The following is a 19,093-nucleotide window of genomic DNA, read 5'->3' on the forward strand; positions in this document are numbered from 1 at the left end:
TTTAGCCGAGCTTCATGTTGTTGATGCCGACGATCCGGTCATACAGCCAATAGAGGGCCAGCACCCCGGCCAGGAGCATCGTGCCGAGTGCTGCGGCAAGGCCCCAGTTCAAAGACCGTTGCATATGGTAGGCGATGAAATTCGAAATCAACTGCCCGTCCTGACCACCGACCAGGGCCGGTGTGATGTAGTATCCGATCGCCAGGATGAAGACCAAGATACAGCCCGCGCCCAGGCCCGGCACCGTCTGCGGCAGATAGACCTTCACAAAGGCCAGAGCCGGATTTGCACCTAGGGACCTCGCCGCCCGCATATAGGACGGTGAAATGCCTTTCATTACGCTGTAGAGCGGCAGGATCATGAACGGCAGCAGGATATGCGTCATGGCGACAATCGTGCCGGTCATGTTGTAGATGAGCTGCGGTCGTTCGGCCCCCTCCCCGACGAGCCCCAGGAAACCCAATGTCTCGAGTAATACTCCGTTTTGCCCCAGAACGACGATCCAACTGGTGGTTCGGACCAGCAGCGACGTCCAGAAAGGCAGCAATACGCAGATTATGAGAAGGTTCGAGATACGGAGCGGCAGAGTCGCAAGCAAATAGGAAACCGGATAGGCGAGAACCACGCAGATCGCCGTCACCAGAAAACCGATCCACAAGGTCCTTAGCCACAGGGTTATGTAAATTTGTCGTTCCGGCGGCTGGGCGATGATCTCACCCATAGTGTTCTTCTGAAGATCCAGCGCGGCAAGGAACTGCAAGGCGGAAAAACGGCCGGACAGGCGGTCGATCGTCGCCCAGACCTCCGGCTTACCCCAGTTGTCGTCCGCATCGATGAAGGCCTCTTTATAGGGAGCCTCAAACTTGGCCGCCCTGCGGGCCGTTTTCGTGATCGTGCTTCTAACGCCCGCGGTTTCGTAGTTCATACGGGTCGCAAGCTTGCCGATCATGGCACGCCCGTCACCGTCCGATCCTCCGGAGCGGAGGAAGGCCAGATCTTCCGCCAGCGCGGCGAAAGCTTCTTCCTCGGGAAGCACGGTTCTATCCGTCCAGCTTTCCAGAGCGACGATGGTTTTCGGCAGGGCTTGACTGACGATCGGATCGTCGACACTGCGGAACAGCATCTGCCCGATCGGGAAAATAAAGGTGAGAAGAATGAATAGTCCGAGGGGGGCGACCATCAGAAGCGCTTGGGTACGCGCTCTGCCCGTGGCCTTCCGCAGCTTCCGCTTCAGGCTCTGCCCATCAGCAATGCTAAAGGATTCGTTCCCAACTGCGGATGCTTCGCTCATTCGTCCGCGGCTCCCCTCAAGACCAAATACCTTTTAAGGAAATCGATAAATCCGCCGGGGACGGATCAATCGTCCCCGGCGAAATCGGTACGTACTTATTGAGCCAGCCAAGCGTTGAAACGCTCGTTCAGCTCGTCCTGGTGATCCGCCCAGAACTCAAAGTCGTTCTGCAGGGCGTTCTTGAAGTTTTCCGGCGCCGTCGGCATGTGCGGTGCCATGTCGATACCGGCTTCGGCATGCTTGCCGATCAGCGGATTCGAAGACTTGCGGACCGGACCGTAGGAGATCCAGGCGGCCTGGTCGGCAAGGCGCTGCGTGTCGGTCGCGAAGGCGACGAACTTCAGGGCTTCTTCCTTATTGGGCGACCCCTTCGGAATGACCCACAGATCGAGATCCCAGACCTGGCCGTCCCAAACGATTTCAAACGGCTTATTCTCGGTCGCGACTGCGTTGAAGATACGGCCGTTATACGCCGAGGACATGACGACTTCACCATCGGCCAGCATCTGCGGCGGCTGCGCACCGGCTTCCCACCAGATCACGTCATCCTTGATCGAATCCAGCTTTGCGAAGGCACGGTCGACACCTTCCGGCGTGCCGAGAACATCGTAAACCTCATCGACCGGAACGCCGTCGGCGATCAGGGCGAATTCCAGGTTCGGCTTCGGACCTTTACGAAGGCCACGCTTACCGGGGAACTTCTTCGTGTCGAAGAAGTCTGCCATCGTCTGCGGTCCGCCATTCGGGAATTTCGTCTTGTCGTAGGCATAGATCGTCGACCAGACGATTTCACCGACGGCACATTCATGCAGCGTTCCTTCGATGAAGTCTTCCGACGCGGGCGTACCATCCGGAGCCGGCGGCAGGATGGAGGAATCGATCGTCTCCAGGATGCCTTCGTCGCAGCCGCGAACAGCATCGGACAATTCGACGTCAACAAGGTCCCAGGTGACATTGCCGGCTTCCACCTGCGCCTTCACTTCCGCGAGTCCGCCCGAGTAATCTTCGGACTTGATCTTCGTACCGGTCTTCGCCGTGTAGGGCTCGTGATAGGCCTTGATCTGACTCTTCGTGTAAGCGCCACCCCAAGAGACGATCGTCAGCTCGGCCGCAGAGGCCGCGCCGCCCATCGTCAACGCGATTCCGGACGCCAGAATCGTACTTTTCATCCAATGCTTCATCTTATCACTCCGTACATTACGCATATTGCGTGATGCAATCTGCCAGTTATCGGTAGGCTGCGAGGTGTACCCGCGCGGCCCATGCTCCCAAATCCGCGCCTTACCCCCTTCGGTCCTCTATGCCGCGCTTCCGGGCGCGTCGAGCGCGCGGCAATCCTCCGTGGTCCAGCCGAGCCGAACCTCGTCCCCAACATTCAAGGTGGCGTGCCCTTGGGCATTCGGCACCTTGACGATAAACTCGTCATTTCCGCTGACGGTCATGCGGGTGCGGATGTGGTCGCCGAGGTAGATCAACTCCAGAACCTTGCCGGAGAGGATGTTCTCGACGGCGCCCTCGGCGGGAGCGATGCTCACGCGCTCAGGGCGCAGGGAAAGGGTAGTCCTGGAACCGGGCCCTCCGGTGTTGACCTTGAGCGCCTTGACGACACCACCGCCGCCATCCAGTTCCACAAAACAACTGTCGCCAGACGCCTCCTTGACGGTGCCGTACAGCCGATTGTTCTCGCCGATGAAGTAAGCCACGAAAGCGTTTACAGGCCGTTCGTAAAGCTCTTCAGGCGGCGCAAGCTGTTGGATGATACCGTCGTCGAAAACCGCGACACGGTTCGACATGGTAAGCGCTTCGGATTGGTCATGCGTGACATACACGACCGAGACACCGACATTCTCGTGAATGTGCTTGATCTCGTACTGCATTTCTTCACGCAGGTTCTTGTCGAGCGCGCCGAGTGGCTCATCCATCAAGACCAGGTCCGGCTCGAACACCAAGGCGCGCGCGACCGCGACGCGTTGCTGCTGCCCGCCCGAGAGCTGGCCCGGACGGCGACCGCTGAACTGCGGCAGCTGCACCATCTCCAATGCGCGTTTGACCTTGGCCTCTACATCAGCCTTGCTCATTTTTCTGACCATCAACGGGAAGGCCAGATTTTCCGCAACCGTCATATGCGGGAACAAGGCATAGTTCTGAAAGACCATGCCGATGCCGCGCTTATGGGGCGGAACGTTGTTGATAGGTTGCTTGTTCAGGTAAATCTCACCATGCGTCGCAGGCTCGAAACCGGCCAACATCATCAGGCAGGTGGTTTTCCCGGATCCGGACGGCCCCAACATGGTCAGGAACTCGCCCCTTTCGACATCCAAATTCAGATTCTTAACGACAAGGTTCTCGCCGTCGTAACTTTTTTGGACGTTTTCGAAACGAACAATATTGTCGGTGGTCATCCCGATTTGATTAGCCTCTTGCACAACGGCCGCATGTCCCCCTCCCCAGGGTAATGTGACCAATATGCTCCTGTTCATCTTTATTTATAGCCCCGGATTTACCCGGAGCGGTCGGCTCAGTTCGTTGACTGACGAAATAACCCTAACGCAGTGAAATGGGAGTTGGCCAGGGCAATCTGGAAAAAAAACCGTAACATTTCTTGCGGTTGCTGCAGCGCGAAATCTTAACCCAGATGTCTTGCCGTTTCGCGAAACTTTCTTGCGGAAACGCGACGACGGCCCGAGTCTCGGGCCGCAGGTCAAGCAAGCTCTAGTCCCGGCGAGGGAAGGTTATTCGGCCGCGGCCTGGCTTTCCGAGACACGGGCCAGATCCAACGCGTCCCAAACCTGATTGAGTGCGTTGATCAAACGGTCGACGGCGGCGTCATCATGATGCGGGGTCGGCGTCACCCGCAGGCGCTCGGTCCCTTTCGCCACGGTCGGGTAATTGATCGGCTGAACATAGATGTTGAACTCGTTCAACAGCATGTCGGACGCTTTCTTGCATTTGTCCGCATCACCGATCAGGACCGGCACGATATGCGTCACCGACGGCAGGATGGGAATGCCGACATCACGCAACCGCGCCTTCACCGTCGCCGCCCGTTCCTGATGTTTTGCACGAATGTCCTTCGCATCCTTCAGGATCTCGATCGCTTTCAAGGCGCCGGCCGCGATTGCCGGCGGCAGGGCTGTCGTGAAAATGAACGGATTCCCGAAGGAGCGGACGAAATCGACCAATTCGGCCCTGGCCGCGATGTAACCACCGATCACGCCGAACGCCTTGCCCAGGGTTCCCTGAACGATGTCGACACGGTCCATGACGCCGTCGCGCTCCGCGACACCCGCGCCATGCTCGCCGTACATCCCGACGGCATGCACCTCATCCAGGAAGGTCAAGGCACCATGCTTCTCCGCCACGTCCAGGATCTCACTGATCGGGGAAATGTCCCCGTCCATGGAGTAGACGCTTTCGAAAGCAACGATCTTCGGACAATCCGGGTCATCGGCCGCCATCAACTCGTCAAGATGGGCCGGGTCGTTATGACGGAATATGCGTTTGTCGGACCGGCCTTGGCGGATCCCCTCGATCATCGAGTTATGGTTCTCGCTGTCCGAGTAGACGATGCAGCCCGGCAGGCGTGAGGCCAGGGTCGACAGGGTCGTCAAATTGGCGACATACCCGGAGGTAAACAGCAGAGCCGATTCCTTCCCATGAAGCGCGGCCAATTGGCGCTCCAACTCGCCATGCAGGCGGTTCGTGCCGGAGATATTCCGGGTCCCGCCGGCCCCCGCCCCTTGAGCCTTGATCGTTTCAATCATGGCTTCCCGGACACGCGGGTCCTGGCCGATTCCGAGATAGTCGTTGGAACACCAGACGAGGACATCCTGCTCGCCCTCGTCCGTATGGCGTTTGGCATGCGGAAAGGAATCCGAGCGGCGCTCCAGATTCGCGAAGACCCGGTAGTTCCCCTCATCCCGAAGCTTATCGAGGTTCTCGCGGAAGAATCCCAGATAATCGCCATCAAATGCCATCAGTCGTTCCTATCGTTTCCGCCCACAACGCATAGTGCCAGGGGGTATACAGCGTGAAAGGGTCAATCAAGGCAACATATCCGTGATACGCTGGAATGGCACAGGGGTTATTTGTCGCGCCAAGCCGTCCTTTACCTAAGTATTCCCCCGCCCTTCAGCCAAGCATAAGTTCCCTCTGAACCTTTGCCAACGGCGGAGGCGGTCGGCGAATTCCCTCGCCCGGACACAAAATATCGCAGAAAACGGCCTCTCACGCGGCTTAGCCACTGTCGGGCCCTTTCGGATAGCCTACACAGGATAGGGTCCCGTCCTCAAGGAGTGTCCCGCGCAAACCGGGCTACGGGCCATTGTTAATTAGTCGCCCCCCAATGCCCCGGTTCAGCCCTGATCGGGAAGCTCCCCATCCGCCTTCGCAGCCAGGGTGGCGATCTCATCGCCTTCGATCCGATAGGACAATCGGTCCAGCTTGAAACTATCGGTACACAGCATGTCGTAGAAGGTTCTGGCGTCGAAATCGAGACGATCCGCGTGCCAATCCGCGCGCCGCCAATCGCGCTCGAGACAAAGCTTCGCGAAAGCAGCCATCATGTTCCGCCCAATGCCACGGCGCCGGTATTCCTCCAGCACAAACACATCGCGAATAAAGGCGCCGTTGCCCGGGAAAAGGGTTTCATAAATCGGACTGAATATGAGGCAGCCGACCATCTGGTCGCCGTCGAAGGCGCAAACCGCCTCAAATTTCTGTGCGCCACCCGGGCCGTCTTCCGCTAGCCTTGCCGCCCACTCTTCCCTTGGCAAAGGCTCAGGCCTGCCGTGAAACGCCGCCATAGCAGCGCATAGACCCGTGAATTCGGGAACCTCTTCCGAGGCGAGAAGGCGGTAGCTCAAGGTTCCCACGGATCAAGCCAGCCCGCGCGCCTATTGGACGACGCCGCTGTTCCAATAAACCGACGGCCCGCCGGCCAATTCTATGGCCAGAGCCAAAGCACGGCGGAGCTGTTCGTCTTCTTCCGTATCGGGATCGTCGACGATTTCCACATCCGGTGAGATCCCCCCTTCGACGGAATGGCCGTTGGGTGTGAAATACAGCGCCGTGGTCAGTTTCATTCCGCGACGGTCCGGCAGGTCGAAAATCGTCTGCACCGATCCCTTTCCGAAACTCTTCTCCCCGACCAGGGCGGCGCGGCGGCGGTCTTGCAGGGCACCGGCCACGATTTCGGATGCCGACGCACTGCCTTTGTTGATCAGAACGACCAAAGGCCGTTTGTTCGTCAAATCGCCGCCATGGCTTTCGAAGCGCTGTTCGTGGTCTCGGCCCTTGGTGTAGACGACCAGTCCCGAGTCCAGGAAAAGGTCGGCCACCCGAACCGACTGGGTCAGCAACCCGCCCGGATTGTTGCGCAGGTCGAGAACGAAAGCCTGAACCTTGTCTTGTGTTTCGTTCCGGATGTCTTGAATAGCGTCGGCGAGATCGGCCCCCGTATCTTCGCTGAAGCTGCTTATGCGAAGGTATCCGACTTCGCCTTCCAGACGGCTCTTGACCGACACGACGTGGATCAGTTCCCGCCGCACGCTGACATCGAAATCCGAAGTTCCGGCTCGGGCGATCGTCAACAGAACCGACGTCCCCGGTTCGCCACGCAACAATTCGACCGCATCGATGAGGCTCAACGGCTCGATCGGCGTGCCGTTCGCATGGGTGATGATGTCACCCGGCATCAAACCGGCGCGCTCCGCAGGTGTTCCTTCTATCGGGCTGACGACCTTCAAGGGGCCGTCACGTTTCGTAATCTCGATACCCAGACCGCCGAAGCGACCACGGGTTTCCTCTCGAAGGCTTTGAAACGCCTTACGGTCCATATATTCGCTATAGGGATCGAGCGAACTCAGCATGGCTTTCGTGGCGGCGCCCACCAGTTGGTCATGCGGCATGTCCGCTTTCTCGGCCAAGGCGCTTTTCAACCCTTCGGTCGCCGCGGCCATCAGGGTGTTGTCGTCGACAGGATGGACGTAATCCTCCTTCACCAGATCGAAGACACGCTCAAACATGCGCAGGTCCTGACCGACCGCGCGGGTCGGCGCCGCATCGGACCGCAGCGCCATGATTTCCTTTTCGAGTTTGCTGGCGGCGAGCCGCGCGTCGGCCGCCGGATAGCCGGCATTCACGCAACCGACCACCCAGCCCAACACCGCACCGACAACAATAGAGGTGACGAGCCCGCGGCGTCTGCCAATGACAGTCAGGAAACCATTCACACTGGACTTCATTCGTTCTAATCCATCCGTTCTACTGACGCGATGCGGCATTTCCGGAATCGCTACCTCCGCGGCGGCTAAACACGCCCGCCACGGCCAGCTGAATTATACCCACGGCACATCGGCTTTCGCCAGCATATCCAATTGCAATCCGCATACCATGGGCGATATGCAGGATTTTTCACGTTTCCGGTTAAATCGGTATCGTACCAATCGGTTTCAATGCGCCGCAGCGTCACGCCTCCGCGGGGAGACCGATTTCAAGCACTTCCAGCCCATCAGCCGCGCTATCGATACTGAAGCCCGTGTCGGCCGGTATAACGGTCGAGTCCCCCGGCGAGAGATCAAACCGCCCCTCGCCCTCGACCACCAGCGAGCCATGCCCGGACAGGGCAAAGAAAAACAGGAACTCGCCCTTGTGCGACGCCGTTTCCATCACCGGGCCTGTCGCGCCGCGGGCCTTGGCGACACGGACCCGGGCCAGGCCGTGTGTCGCCGCCTCTATCCCCAGATCGCGATATACGAAACCGTCGAAACGCCAGGGATGCCAGTCCGCCTTGTCAGCCTCGTGCCATACGAAGAGTTGGCCGTTGAAGTCCCGTTCCGGATCAAATCTGTCCGTCGGCAAGGTCATGGTATGGTCGACCATGGTGGGATGTTCCGCCGGGCAGCCGATCTCTACCACTTCCAATCCATCCGAACATTCCAGGACGCGATGTCGGATTTCGGGCGGCTGCAGCACGCAATCACCCGCCTTCATGATGAACGGCTCGCCCTGATCCTCGTAGGCGAGTCTCACCCAGCCCGCCTTGCAATAGATCATCTGGAACCGGACTTTGTGGAAATGCACGTAGTCAGGAACAGGCCCGCCCACCGGAATCTTGATATGGGAGGCGATGAAGCGTCCGCCCTGGCGGTTCGGAATAAGGTCCCGGTACAGCATCCCGGCACGACCGGCACCCCAATCGGGCGTTTCGCCGATGGGCTGAAAGACGAAGGACTGATCGATCGGCGGCAGGGTATAGCCCATGCCTTTCGGGGCAATGATGATCCGGGCGCCGTTGGGCGCGACCAAATCGATGGGGGCCTTGAAAGCGGGATCGGCACTTGTCAGGCGAAGCGTGACGGCGGCGGAATCGGACCCGCGCTCCAACCGCAACCGCACGCCATGACCGAAGACTATCGCGGTTGACGGGCTGTCCGCCGGATAGATGGTTTCGATCTTGAAACCGAGCGTGTGCCGGTAGAACTCCAAACTCGCATCGAAGTCCCGGCAAGGCAGGACAATCTCGGCCGCCTCCATCATGTCCGGGCTCGGCAGGCCGCCGCTTTCACCGCCGACCGGGGCCATGGCTTCTTTCGATACCTGATCCGTCGCGCTCATACCCCCTCCACTTTCTTTATCGCATCCAACGCGATGCCCATCTCTTCTTCCGTGCCAACACTGATCCGCAGGCTGTCGGGCAATTGATAGGGTCCCATCGGCCGGACCAGGACACCTTCCGCCATCAAGCCTTGGTAAAGGGCGGCGGCGTTTTTCGACGCGCCGGCAGGCGGTGTGACCAATAGAAAATTCGATTGGCTTGGCAGTACCGTATATCCAAGATCCGCTTCCAACGATGCGGCAAACGCATCGCGGACCCTTTGGTTCGTCTCCCGTCGGCCGGCGACGACATCCTGTTCCTTCACCGCCGCTTCGCTTGCTGCCAGCGACACGCCGGACAGATTGCCCGGCCGCATCACCTTGTTCAGCACTTCGACCACGGATGCCGGCGCGTGGGCCCAGCCAACCCGCAGACCCGCCAGACCGTAGATCTTGGAAAAGGTGCGCAACACGACCGTATTCTTACCCGCCAGGACCAAGCCGTCCCCCGGATCGAAATCTTCGGCGGTCGCATAGTCGGCATAGGCGCCATCGATCACCAGCAGGACATCCTCCGGCAACTTCCCGCGAAAAGCCCACAGATCGTCGCGCGAAACGTAGGTCCCCAACGGGTTGCACGGATTGTCCAGGAACACGATGCGAGTCTTGGGCGTTACCGCGTCCAAAGCGGCCTGGAGACCGAAACTGAGATGGTTCGCATCGCCGGATGATACCGCATAGACCGGCGCGGCACCGGCCATGCGCGCGCAGATGGAGAAATACAGGTAACCATGCCGTCCGATGATGACCTCGTCTCCCAAACCCGCATAGGCTTGGGCAAGAAGAGCGATGATCTCGCTTGACCCGTTCCCGCAAACGACGCCCGCCGGGTCGACATCATAAGCGGCCGCTATCGCCTGCTTCAGCTCCGAATGGGTAACGCTGGGATAGAAGTTCGCCACTGCCATGGCTTTCCGGGCTGCGTCCTGCGCCGCTGCCGACGGTGGTTCCGTTGCCTCGTTATTCGCCAACGGGATGATCCTTTTGGTGCCGGGCGCAGAGCTTTCGCCGATCGGCAATATGGGCAGATCGAGCAAATGTGGATGGGCACGCGGCGGCATGGCTGATATCCCCGGAAAAGTCTGTGGCGTGGGTGGTTCGGCACGGACCGTAAAATCAGGCGAAACCGAAAACCACCGTAACGAATGAATTGCATTGGATACCCACAGGCGCTTTCTGAAAAGGCCGAATAGCGCATAAGAGCGATTCCTGTGCTAATCAGTCGCTCCCCATTCGGAAGATACCGCGAGGCGCGAGGCCGTCATGTTCGAGAAATCCGCCCGCTGGTTCGGTTTCATCGCCATGTGCCTGGGCATGTTCATGGCGATCCTCGACATTCAAATCGTCGTGACGTCCCTGCCGGCCATCAGCGCCGCGCTGAACATCCCGGCCGACCAAATGAGCTGGGTCCAGACCGCCTATTTGATCGCGGAGGTGATCGCGATCCCCCTGACCGGCTTTCTGACCCGATGCCTGAGCCTGCGAGGCCTGTTCCTGATCGCCTTGTCCGTTTTCCTCCTGGCGTCGTTGGGTTGCGCCTATTCAGACGGCTTCGAAAGTTTGATCATCGCTCGCACGATTCAAGGGTTTTCCGGCGGTTGCCTGATTCCCCTGGTGTTCTCGGCGGTCTTCCTCCTGTTTCCGGAAAATGAACAGGCATTGGCCACCACGATCGCCGGTGGGCTTGCGGTGCTTGCGCCGACCATCGGCCCCACGGTCGGCGGCTACATAACGGAGACGTTCGATTGGTCCTGGCTGTTTCTGGTCAATATCCTGCCCGGGGTCGCCTCCCTGGCAGTCGCCGCGGCAACCGCCCCCCGCGAACCGCCGCAATACGGCCTGCTGTCTCGATTGGACTGGACCGGCGTCGTCTTTCTCGCAATAGGCCTGACCTGCCTTGAATTGGGCCTGAAAGACGGGCCGTCGGACGGCTGGGCATCGGTCCCGGTTCTCAGCTTGCTGACCGTTTCCGCCCTCGCGGCGGCCGGATTTGTCGCCCGCAGCCTGACAGCCGCCTCACCCATCGCCAGACTGCGTTTGTTCAGGGACCGAAATTTCGCAATTGCCTGCGGTCTCAGTTTCCTTTTCGGAATCGGTTTGTTCGCCTCTGTCTATCTGATGTCCGTCTTCCTGGGACTGGTCCGTGGGCACACGCCGCTGGATATCGGATTGACCATGTTGGTGACCGGCGCCGCCCAACTTGCCACGGCCCCCTTCGCGGTACAGCTCGAACGACGGATCGACCCGCGCATCCTCAGCGGCCTCGGCTTTGCCGGCTTCGCCATCGGCCTGGGAATGAGCGGTTTCCAGACGACCGCCACCGATTTCGACGAGATGTTCTGGCCCCAGATCGTCCGCGGGATATCAATCATGTTTTGCCTGCTGCCGCCGACTCGTTTGGCGCTGGGCCTGCTGCGAAGCGAAGACATCCCGGACGGCAGCGCCCTGTTCAACCTGATGCGCAATCTGGGCGGGGCGATCGGCATCGCGCTTGTCGACACCGTGTTGTGGCAGCGCGCCCCGCATCACGCCGCCGCGCTGGGCGAGCGTGTCCTGGACAGGGACCCCGAGGCGGCCGAATTCGTTGGGGTCCCTCTGGAAATGGTACCAGCGGACAGCGCCGCACTGAGCCCGGAAATGATGTCATTTGTGCGCCCCATGTTCGAAAAGGCCGGACTGGTAATGGCGGTGAATGAAGCCTGGCTGCTGATCGCCGGACTGACCGCGCTTGGCCTTGTACTGTTGCCCGCCGGGCGGGCCATGAAACCGGACGGCACGGCAACGACGGGGCATTAAGGACACAACCAAACGCACCTTCACATCATCATGATCGGCATGTCACGCAATTGACAATCACTCGCATTATCACTAGATGTATTTGCGTTCAGTTTTGGAGGACGCGCATGTTTATCTGCATCTGCAACGCGCTCAGTGACAGCGAATTGAAAGACGCCGTATCCCAGGGCCACGGCTCTGTGGATGACGTATACCGGGCCTGCGGGGCCGAACGCCAATGCGGCTGCTGCGCAGAGATTATCGCGGAAATGATGCGCGACCACAGCGACGACAATTGGGCGGTCCCCGACGGGGAAGGCCAGGTTGTTGCAGCCTAGAACCGATGTTCATCTTCAAAACGGCGAAAGTCTGGCGGGATCTAGCACACGATGCCCGTGCCGATAATGATCGCGACACGTCCTCCGCGACCACACTGAAAGAGACCGCGTATAACCGTTCCCGAAATGAAGGAGGCGACGCCAATGAAGGCGCCGCCCCGAAAACTCTCCGCTCGGACTAGGCTCCGGCGCGTCTAGCTGTCGTCCTTCTCGAACATTTGTTCCTGCAGATAATTAGGCAGGCCCGTCTGGCTGATCAGATTCTGCTGGGTCTCGATCCAGTCGATATGCTCTTCGGTGTCTTCCAGAATGTCCTCGAAGATCTCCCGTGATACGAAATCGCGCTTCTCTTCGCATTTGACGATGGCGTTCTTGAGCGCGCCCTGATTCGTTTCTTCCAAAGCCACATCGGCTTCGAACATTTCCGGCACGTTCTGACCGATCTTCAACTTGCCGAGGTCCTGCAAATTCGGAAGGCCGTCGAGCATCAGGATACGCTCGATCAGCATATCCGCATGTTTCATTTCGCCGATCGATTCCTCGTAGACCTTGTCGGCCAGATTCTTGTAACCCCAATCCTTCAACATGCGTGCATGCAGGAAATATTGGTTGATGGCGGTAAGCTCGTTCTTGAGGATCCCGTTCAGGTGCTTGAGTACTTCCTTGTCGCCTTTCATATCTTCCCCTCTTGTGGGTGAGTGACTGTCGCTCCAGCTCCCTACATAACACGTTGGTCGGCGACGTCACGGAAAAGCGACATTACATTAGTTTGTTGTGTTTTAAAAGCTAAACAGTTGCTAACTATTCGCAATCATTATGTTTTTTACGATTGATTGTCGTTCTCATCGACGGCAGATCACAATGACAGCAGATGGTTGTCCCACGCCACCGAAGGGCTGCTGGACAGGACCGTTTTTTCATTTCGGAACCCGCCCAATCCATCAACGGCAATGAACCCGTTCGCCCCCGCGGCGACGCCGCATATGTCCGGAACCTTCCTGTCGGCGACAAGAGACCGGCTGTCGGCGTTCCAGACCTGCCAGACACCCCCACGGGGGCATGTGGTCGCAATCAGGCCGTTCCCGATATCCGCCGCTACCGATCCGACGTAGTGGCGCATATTCCGATAGATCTCATCGGGCGCCGGAACCGGACTCACGCCGTCGGCAGTCGCGGTGAATACCATGGGAACCGTATCCGCGGCGGAGCCATGATATTGCCCGCCGATCCAAACCGTACCGGATTGATCCTCGGCGAGGTGCCGGAAGGACATCTGATGGAAATCCTTGGATAGCCTATGGACGGCCAGGATCTCGCCCGAGGCGACGTCGATATAGGCCAGGGTCGGGTCCATGGTGGCCAGGTTCAGTTCCTCCCGAGGGAAATCCGGATGGGTAATGATCCCGCCATTGGCGACGACCGCGGTTTTACCGTCGCGCATACGGATAGCTTCATGTGGCCCGATCCCGCCCGAGGAATATTCCCCCACCCGTCGGAAACCGTCAGCAACATCGTAAATCCCGAGGACACCGCGTTCGTTCTCGAAATCGTTTTCGGTCGCGAAGAACAACCTGCCGTTCGCTGAAAAGAAACCGTGCCCATAGAACAGACGCGCCGGATGGACAGGCAATACTTTGAAGGGTGCACCGGTGGCGAGATCCATCACAGCAATATAACGACCCGGCCGTCTGGCAATGATCACAGCGGTTCTGCCGTCCGGGGAGACCGCCGCGCCATGCGCCCGTTCCGGAAGTGCCTCACAGCGCAGTATCTTCCCTTGAGCGGAAAGAACCGCAACGGCGAAACCTTCGGCGTCCTTCATCGCACAAATGAACGCGTTGCCTCCGCCTTCCCGCGCCATGACGGGCGCGATGGCCAGCACAACAAGAGAGGAGGTCCCAGCCAGAAATGAGCGCCTGCCGATCGACATTCCCGTCATATCAATCCCCGTCCAGAGAATTGAATCCAATGACCAATCCCAGCGCCTGCGGCAGGCGGCTTTCGAGGATGTCTGCGGCACCATGCAGAGGAACGAGAGCGTATTTCAACTTGGCGTACGCATCTTCCCCAACCTCGCCCGAACCGCGCCCCCGACCGATCGAGACGGAGGCATCCGCAATGGCCTTGCGCGCCTGTTCCAACTCAAAACGCAGTTCCTTCGGCAAAGTTTGGTTTTCGTCATCCAGCATGGCCGCCAGCGTTCGGCCGGCAAACAGGTTCTCGACAAAGGCGACGTTGGCGTCCAAGGCCTGCAGCCAAAGCCCCGAACGCCAAAACGGCGCGCGTTTAAGCCTCGCCTGCTTCGCGCTGTCACCGATCACGCGGGCAATTTTGAATTCCCTGTCGATGGTCAATACCTCCGAGGTGGAGCGCAGGATTTCCTGCATTGCCTCACCGCTGGTCCGATAGATTGCCTGGTTCGGGCCTGCATTCTTCATCTGGTTGCCGTAACCGCCCGGACCGGTCCAATCCGCCAGCAGTTCTTGCGCAGTCGCGGCTATCCGACGGGCAACCGAGAGTGCATAACCACAACGGAAACTGTCCGCTCGCAAGAGTGCCTCGCCGGCCCCTTCATCGGACAGCGCGAAGTCGAGCGCCAACAAGCCCTGGACCGCGACGCTCTTGCCCGCCAATTGATCGGCGTCTAGCGCGGTCGTGTTTTCTTCCAGGATGATTTCTTGAACCTGTCGCAAACCTCGACCGCGGCGGTCGGGCCAGAAGAACAGTTTCTCAAAGCGGTTCTCGTCTCGCGCCGGCCCGAAGCGCATCGCTTCTATTCGGGAGAAGCCGTCAACGAGAGAAGCAAAGCCGGCCCGCGCGATCCGAAGCGTTTCCGGGCTTGGACCGGTGCAGAGCGCTTCGACGGCCATCACCTCGTTTGCGGATACAGCGGCAAATTGCTCATAGGTCGGAATGACAACACCATCCACCATTTCGGTCAGGACAGGTGAAAGGTCCGGTTCATCGGCCGTCGCCACCTGCCCTGTCATCATCGATATGCCCAAGGCCATAAGAATTCCGCCACGAGCAATCACCCGCGGAGCGGACCAATGGTAAAGACTCATTACAGCGACTCCAGAAATCGGATCAGATATCGACGTTCGTCAGGCGACATGTCCACGACCTTGTCGCGGGCGGATTTCGCTTCGCCTCCATGCCAGAGGATGGCTTCGATGAGGGAACGCGCGCGCCCGTCATGCAAAAAATAGCCGTGCCCATTGACCGTACGGGTCAGACCGATCCCCCACAAGGGTGCGGTCCGCCATTCCGAACCGCCGGCATCCCCGACCTGCCGGCCGTCGGACAGGCCTTCCCCCATGTCATGTAGCAGCATGTCCGTATAGGGCCAGATAAGTTGGAACCGATGTTCGACCTGCAGCGCATCCCGTCTGGTGACGTATTTTGGTCTATGGCACGCGACGCATCCCGCGCCGTGAAAGAGTTCCTTGCCTTTCAGCACACCCGGATCACCGGCATCCCGTCTGGCCGGGACAGCCAGGTTGCGGGCATAGAATGTGACCAAGCCCAAGACAGGGTCCGGCGCCTCGGTCATTCCCAAACGCGCTTGTACGCCGGGTGCATATGCGCGGCATTCGGATTGAACCGGCGTACAGTCGCCGAAGGAATCCGGGAACATCGGCGTCGAAATCCCGATATCCGTCAGGAACGCCTCGGCGGTTTGCTGCGCGACGCCGGCGATCGTCGCTTTCCATCCAAAGCGGCCCGGGACGAGTTCCTCTGACGCGTCGGCACGGACGTAATTCACCCGGCCGGAGATACCATCTCCATCCACATCATCCGGATCGGCATTCGCAACGATATCGGCCGGGTGGATCGCTTCAAGCAATCCCAGGCCGATCATCGGAGGCGCCACGCGAGGCGAAATCATGACATCGGGCCGCATCGGCCCATAGGCCAGATCCCTGATTTCATAGGTTGGCCGACGCAGTTCCACCATTTCCCCACCGCGCAACGCGACGGTTCTATTCTGATAGCGCACAACCATGCGCCCCTCCGGCTGCAGGCCGGGCAGGGCAAGTTCCTGCAATTGACCGCCATAAGTCGGTTCAGGCAGACGCAGCATCGTCTTGTCCCGTAGCCTTGCCCGCTCATTTTCCGTCCGCGGGGGCACGGAAAGCCTCAGGAGCATGGAGGCGGACCTGCCACCATTCTCTTCGGGCGGCCGCCCCCGCCCGTCATTGACATGGCAGCGTTCGCAGGAACGCGCATTGTATAGCGGCCCGAGCCCATCGGACGCCTGTGTCGAGGACGGTGCGGAAACCCAGAGTTTCTTGAACAATCCGTTGCCGAGCACGAAATCTTGACGCTTGTCGAAAGGCAGATTGGCGGACGGATGAGAGAAGGCGTTTCGATCCGCGGCGGCAGACGAGGTCGCGGCCCCGCCGGACATTGCTTCGTACTGTTCCGGTTTCGAAAAATCGGTCGCGGGGGACACGACCTTTTCGACCTTGGCGGCGTCAGTGTCCGACAAGTCGTTGCGGGCAGCCATCGCGCCGGCCTGCGCCGTTGTGGAGAATAACGGCAGCATCAGAAGTCCAGCCATGAACGCCAACCCGCCAAAGAGATGGCTGCGGGCATGACCTTCTACTCTGTTGTCTCTCGGCCGAGACATCTCAATTCACCGTCGCTAGGAACCGCGCGGAACGCGGAAGGCGCGCAGGCATTCGCCCGCGCGCCGCTGCACTTTTCATTTCAGCGTCCGTCTATTGGAAGACAGCGTTCGGATTGTCCAAACTGTCGGAGCCTTCGAAATCGATGGCGCCGAGGTCGAGCGCCGCAACCGCGCGCTCGATCGACCGGGCCTGACCGACCAGACCGTCGATCGCAGCCTGAACGACGGCGTTTCCTTCATCGTTCCCCTCGCCGATCATCTGATCATAGGCTTCGACAGTCTCACCACGTGCCTTCATCGCCGCCATGGCCGCCACGGTGACATCCAGCTTCTTGGCGATTTCGTCGGCAAGCGCCTTGTCTTTCGCCGCAACCAGATCGGCGAGGGACGGCCCGGAGACAACGGATCCATCGACCCGCAGGTAATGACCCGTATAGACATTCCGGATGCCCATCTGATCGAAGTAATGGGAGTTGTAGGTGTTGTCGGAGAAGCAATCATGCTCCTCTTCCGGATCGTGGAGCAGCAGGCCCAGCTTCATGCGTTCACCCGCCAGTTCGCCATAGGAGAGCGAGCCCATCCCGGTCAGGATCGCGGCGATGCCGACCGTCGGCTCGGCAAGCAACGCTTCCCGCGCCGCGCCGTCCTCGGTCCAGTTGGCGACCATCTCCTCAAGATCGGCGATCAACAACGTGCTGGCCGCCTTCAGATAAGCAGCCCGTCGGTCGCAATTGCCACCGGTGCAATTGGCGGTGTTGAAATCCGTCGCCGGACGAGCGCCTGCACCCGGTCCCGTGCCGTTGAGGTCTTGACCCCACAGCAGGAATTCAATGGCGTGGTAACCGGTCGCGACATTGGCTTCTACTTCCTCGGCTTCCTGCAGCGTATCGGAGAGCAGAGCCGGTGTAATGGAGGACGCGTCGACCGTCTCACCATTGATCGTCAGTGTCGGATTGGCGACGACGTTGAGCGTATAGAGGCCATTCTCGTCGGAGTCCGACCCATAGGATGCGTCGACATAATCGATTAGGCCTTCATCCAGCGGCCACGCGTTCACGCGCCCCTCCCAATCGTCGACGATGGCGTTCCCGAACCGAAAGGCTTCGGTCTGCTGATAGGGTGCCCGGGCGGCAATCCAGGCTGCCCGCGCCGCCAACAGCGTGGCGTCGCTCGGTTGCGCGATCAGATTGTCGATCGCCGCATCCAGCGCACGCGCCGTCGCCAGCGAATCTTCGTAACCGGCCAAGGCGATGTCCGAATAGGTGCCGAGAACATCTTCAGCGGACGGACCGGCCGCCGACGCGCTACCCGCCGCCAATCCGAAAGCCAGCATCCCGGCAAAAACGGCGGCAACGGTTCCCCGGCCGCTCAACGAAAATTCAAAACCCATTTTTGTCTCCTTCCGCCCTATCATTTGAACCAAATGGCAGTTTGGTTACCGAATATGCAGGCAGTGCTCAGGCGTCCCCGCCGGCCATCGACTTCGCATAACGAGCCGCGGGCCGGTCAATTTTCATCAATGCGATTGCCACGCATTCGCGTCAAATATCGGAACTTGGGCCTGATCACTGATAGATACGTTCAACTGATATCGGCTAAGCCATGCGCCCCGTCAGGGGCCGGAAACGCCGATATCTTCCCTCGACAAAGGTGAATAGCGCTGCCCAAAATCAATTGCAACTGATTATCATTACTTATTAGACAAGCATGAATGATACTGCGCGGGTCATAACGCCCCGTACCAGCCGTCCAGACATCGCGGTGAAGCCCAACGCCAATAAGCTGTTGCACTAATATGCTCACTGGGCGAAGACGATGACACGGGCTGGAACATGATCCACGTTCACTATCCGAGTTGTCTGAAAGAAAGTGTTTAAGAATATCCAAGCAATTTCCGGCGGAATATGTGCCCTTATGCTTTTCCTCGGCATGTTTTCCATACCGACTTCCCTTGCGGCACAAGAACCCGCAACGGCTTTCGTTCTGTCGAAAAACCAGGTGAAATCGCTCAAAATGCTGGAGGAATTCTCCGTCGCCAGGATCGACTGGAACCGCAGCACGGTGGGGCGGCCATTGGCCTATTCGTTACGCGGCGAAGCCCTGAAATCATTCCGAAAACATCTGCCGGACGTGACCTACGATCCTGACAGGAAACCTCAACTCGACCGGTTGAATGCCCAGGGCATTCTGGTTTGCCGATTGATCCTGCGGACCTTGCAGGACATCTGGGCATTGTTCATGCGCTGCGAAATGGGCAACCAATTGTCGGTCATCATTCGCCGGGAAGACCTCATCATGTTCGACCACGAACCGACGCGCGAGGAAGGCCGGCTGTTGATGGACAAACAGATCGAACGCCTGGCCCTGACCTTCAGGGAAGCGAAACGCAAGCCGGACTGA

Annotated in this window: 16 protein-coding genes; 3 read left to right on the plus strand and 13 right to left on the minus strand. The window is 59.3% G+C overall.

What is annotated here, in order from left to right; all coding sequences use genetic code 11:
- Window position 1: 1 nt before the first annotated feature.
- From ACQK2G_RS14795 to ACQK2G_RS14830, 8 genes are all read right to left on the minus strand, one after another.
- Entirely contained in the window at window positions 2-1,291 is a 1,290-nt protein-coding gene (locus ACQK2G_RS14795) for an ABC transporter permease (RefSeq protein ID WP_425405809.1), read from the minus strand.
- 95 nt (window positions 1,292-1,386) lie between these two features.
- Window positions 1,387-2,460, minus strand: a complete 1,074-nt coding sequence (locus ACQK2G_RS14800; RefSeq protein ID WP_425405810.1) for a polyamine ABC transporter substrate-binding protein — start codon at window positions 2,458-2,460, stop codon at window positions 1,387-1,389.
- A gap of 129 nt (window positions 2,461-2,589) precedes the next feature.
- On the minus strand, window positions 2,590-3,693 hold the full coding sequence (locus ACQK2G_RS14805; RefSeq protein WP_425405811.1) for an ABC transporter ATP-binding protein: 1,104 nt from the start codon (window positions 3,691-3,693) through the stop codon (window positions 2,590-2,592).
- A 330-nt stretch (window positions 3,694-4,023) separates the two neighbouring features.
- On the minus strand, window positions 4,024-5,268 hold the full coding sequence (gene hemA / locus ACQK2G_RS14810; RefSeq protein ID WP_425405812.1) for a 5-aminolevulinate synthase: 1,245 nt from the start codon (window positions 5,266-5,268) through the stop codon (window positions 4,024-4,026).
- A gap of 378 nt (window positions 5,269-5,646) precedes the next feature.
- On the minus strand, window positions 5,647-6,165 hold the full coding sequence (locus ACQK2G_RS14815; RefSeq protein WP_425405813.1) for a GNAT family N-acetyltransferase: 519 nt from the start codon (window positions 6,163-6,165) through the stop codon (window positions 5,647-5,649).
- A 21-nt stretch (window positions 6,166-6,186) separates the two neighbouring features.
- Window positions 6,187-7,536 carry a S41 family peptidase gene (locus ACQK2G_RS14820; protein WP_425405814.1) on the minus strand — a complete coding sequence of 450 codons (1,350 nt, stop codon included), beginning with the start codon at window positions 7,534-7,536 and terminating at the stop codon, window positions 6,187-6,189.
- A 223-nt stretch (window positions 7,537-7,759) separates the two neighbouring features.
- On the minus strand, window positions 7,760-8,908 hold the full coding sequence (locus ACQK2G_RS14825) for a cupin domain-containing protein (protein WP_425405815.1): 1,149 nt from the start codon (window positions 8,906-8,908) through the stop codon (window positions 7,760-7,762).
- Window positions 8,905-10,008: a pyridoxal phosphate-dependent aminotransferase gene (locus tag ACQK2G_RS14830; RefSeq protein ID WP_425405816.1), complete on the minus strand. Its 1,104-nt coding sequence runs from the start codon at window positions 10,006-10,008 to the stop codon at window positions 8,905-8,907. Before ACQK2G_RS14830 ends, ACQK2G_RS14825 begins: the two co-directional genes overlap by 4 nt.
- A gap of 202 nt (window positions 10,009-10,210) precedes the next feature.
- On the opposite strand from ACQK2G_RS14830, the gene ACQK2G_RS14835 reads away from it, so the two are divergent.
- Together ACQK2G_RS14835 and ACQK2G_RS14840 are read left to right on the plus strand one after the other, a co-directional pair.
- Complete coding sequence (locus ACQK2G_RS14835; RefSeq protein WP_425405817.1) at window positions 10,211-11,743, plus strand: DHA2 family efflux MFS transporter permease subunit; 1,533 nt, start codon at window positions 10,211-10,213, stop codon at window positions 11,741-11,743.
- A 107-nt stretch (window positions 11,744-11,850) separates the two neighbouring features.
- Window positions 11,851-12,060, plus strand: coding sequence for a (2Fe-2S)-binding protein (locus ACQK2G_RS14840; RefSeq protein ID WP_425405818.1), 210 nt, complete (start codon window positions 11,851-11,853; stop codon window positions 12,058-12,060).
- 194 nt (window positions 12,061-12,254) lie between these two features.
- Here the strand turns inward: ACQK2G_RS14840 and bfr are convergent, their stop codons facing one another.
- The 5 genes from bfr to ACQK2G_RS14865 all read right to left on the minus strand — a co-directional run bounded on the left by bfr (window position 12,255) and on the right by ACQK2G_RS14865 (window position 18,083).
- Entirely contained in the window at window positions 12,255-12,737 is a 483-nt protein-coding gene (bfr, locus tag ACQK2G_RS14845) for a bacterioferritin (protein ID WP_425405819.1), read from the minus strand.
- A gap of 179 nt (window positions 12,738-12,916) precedes the next feature.
- Window positions 12,917-13,999, minus strand: coding sequence for a DUF1513 domain-containing protein (locus ACQK2G_RS14850; protein WP_425405820.1), 1,083 nt, complete (start codon window positions 13,997-13,999; stop codon window positions 12,917-12,919).
- Window position 14,000: 1 nt separating this feature from the next.
- On the minus strand, window positions 14,001-15,053 hold the full coding sequence (locus ACQK2G_RS14855) for an imelysin family protein (protein WP_425405821.1): 1,053 nt from the start codon (window positions 15,051-15,053) through the stop codon (window positions 14,001-14,003).
- Between the two features lie 71 nt (window positions 15,054-15,124).
- Window positions 15,125-16,624, minus strand: a complete 1,500-nt coding sequence (locus tag ACQK2G_RS14860; RefSeq protein WP_425405822.1) for a di-heme oxidoredictase family protein — start codon at window positions 16,622-16,624, stop codon at window positions 15,125-15,127.
- Window positions 16,625-16,784: 160 nt separating this feature from the next.
- Window positions 16,785-18,083, minus strand: a complete 1,299-nt coding sequence (locus ACQK2G_RS14865; RefSeq protein WP_425405823.1) for an imelysin family protein — start codon at window positions 18,081-18,083, stop codon at window positions 16,785-16,787.
- 608 nt (window positions 18,084-18,691) lie between these two features.
- Between ACQK2G_RS14865 and ACQK2G_RS14870 the strand changes: the two genes are divergently transcribed.
- Window positions 18,692-19,093, plus strand: a complete 402-nt coding sequence (locus ACQK2G_RS14870; protein ID WP_425405824.1) for a hypothetical protein — start codon at window positions 18,692-18,694, stop codon at window positions 19,091-19,093.

Origin of the sequence: Hwanghaeella sp., assembly GCF_965227365.1 — a bacterium.
GTDB lineage: Bacteria > Pseudomonadota > Alphaproteobacteria > UBA8366 > Aestuariispiraceae > Hwanghaeella.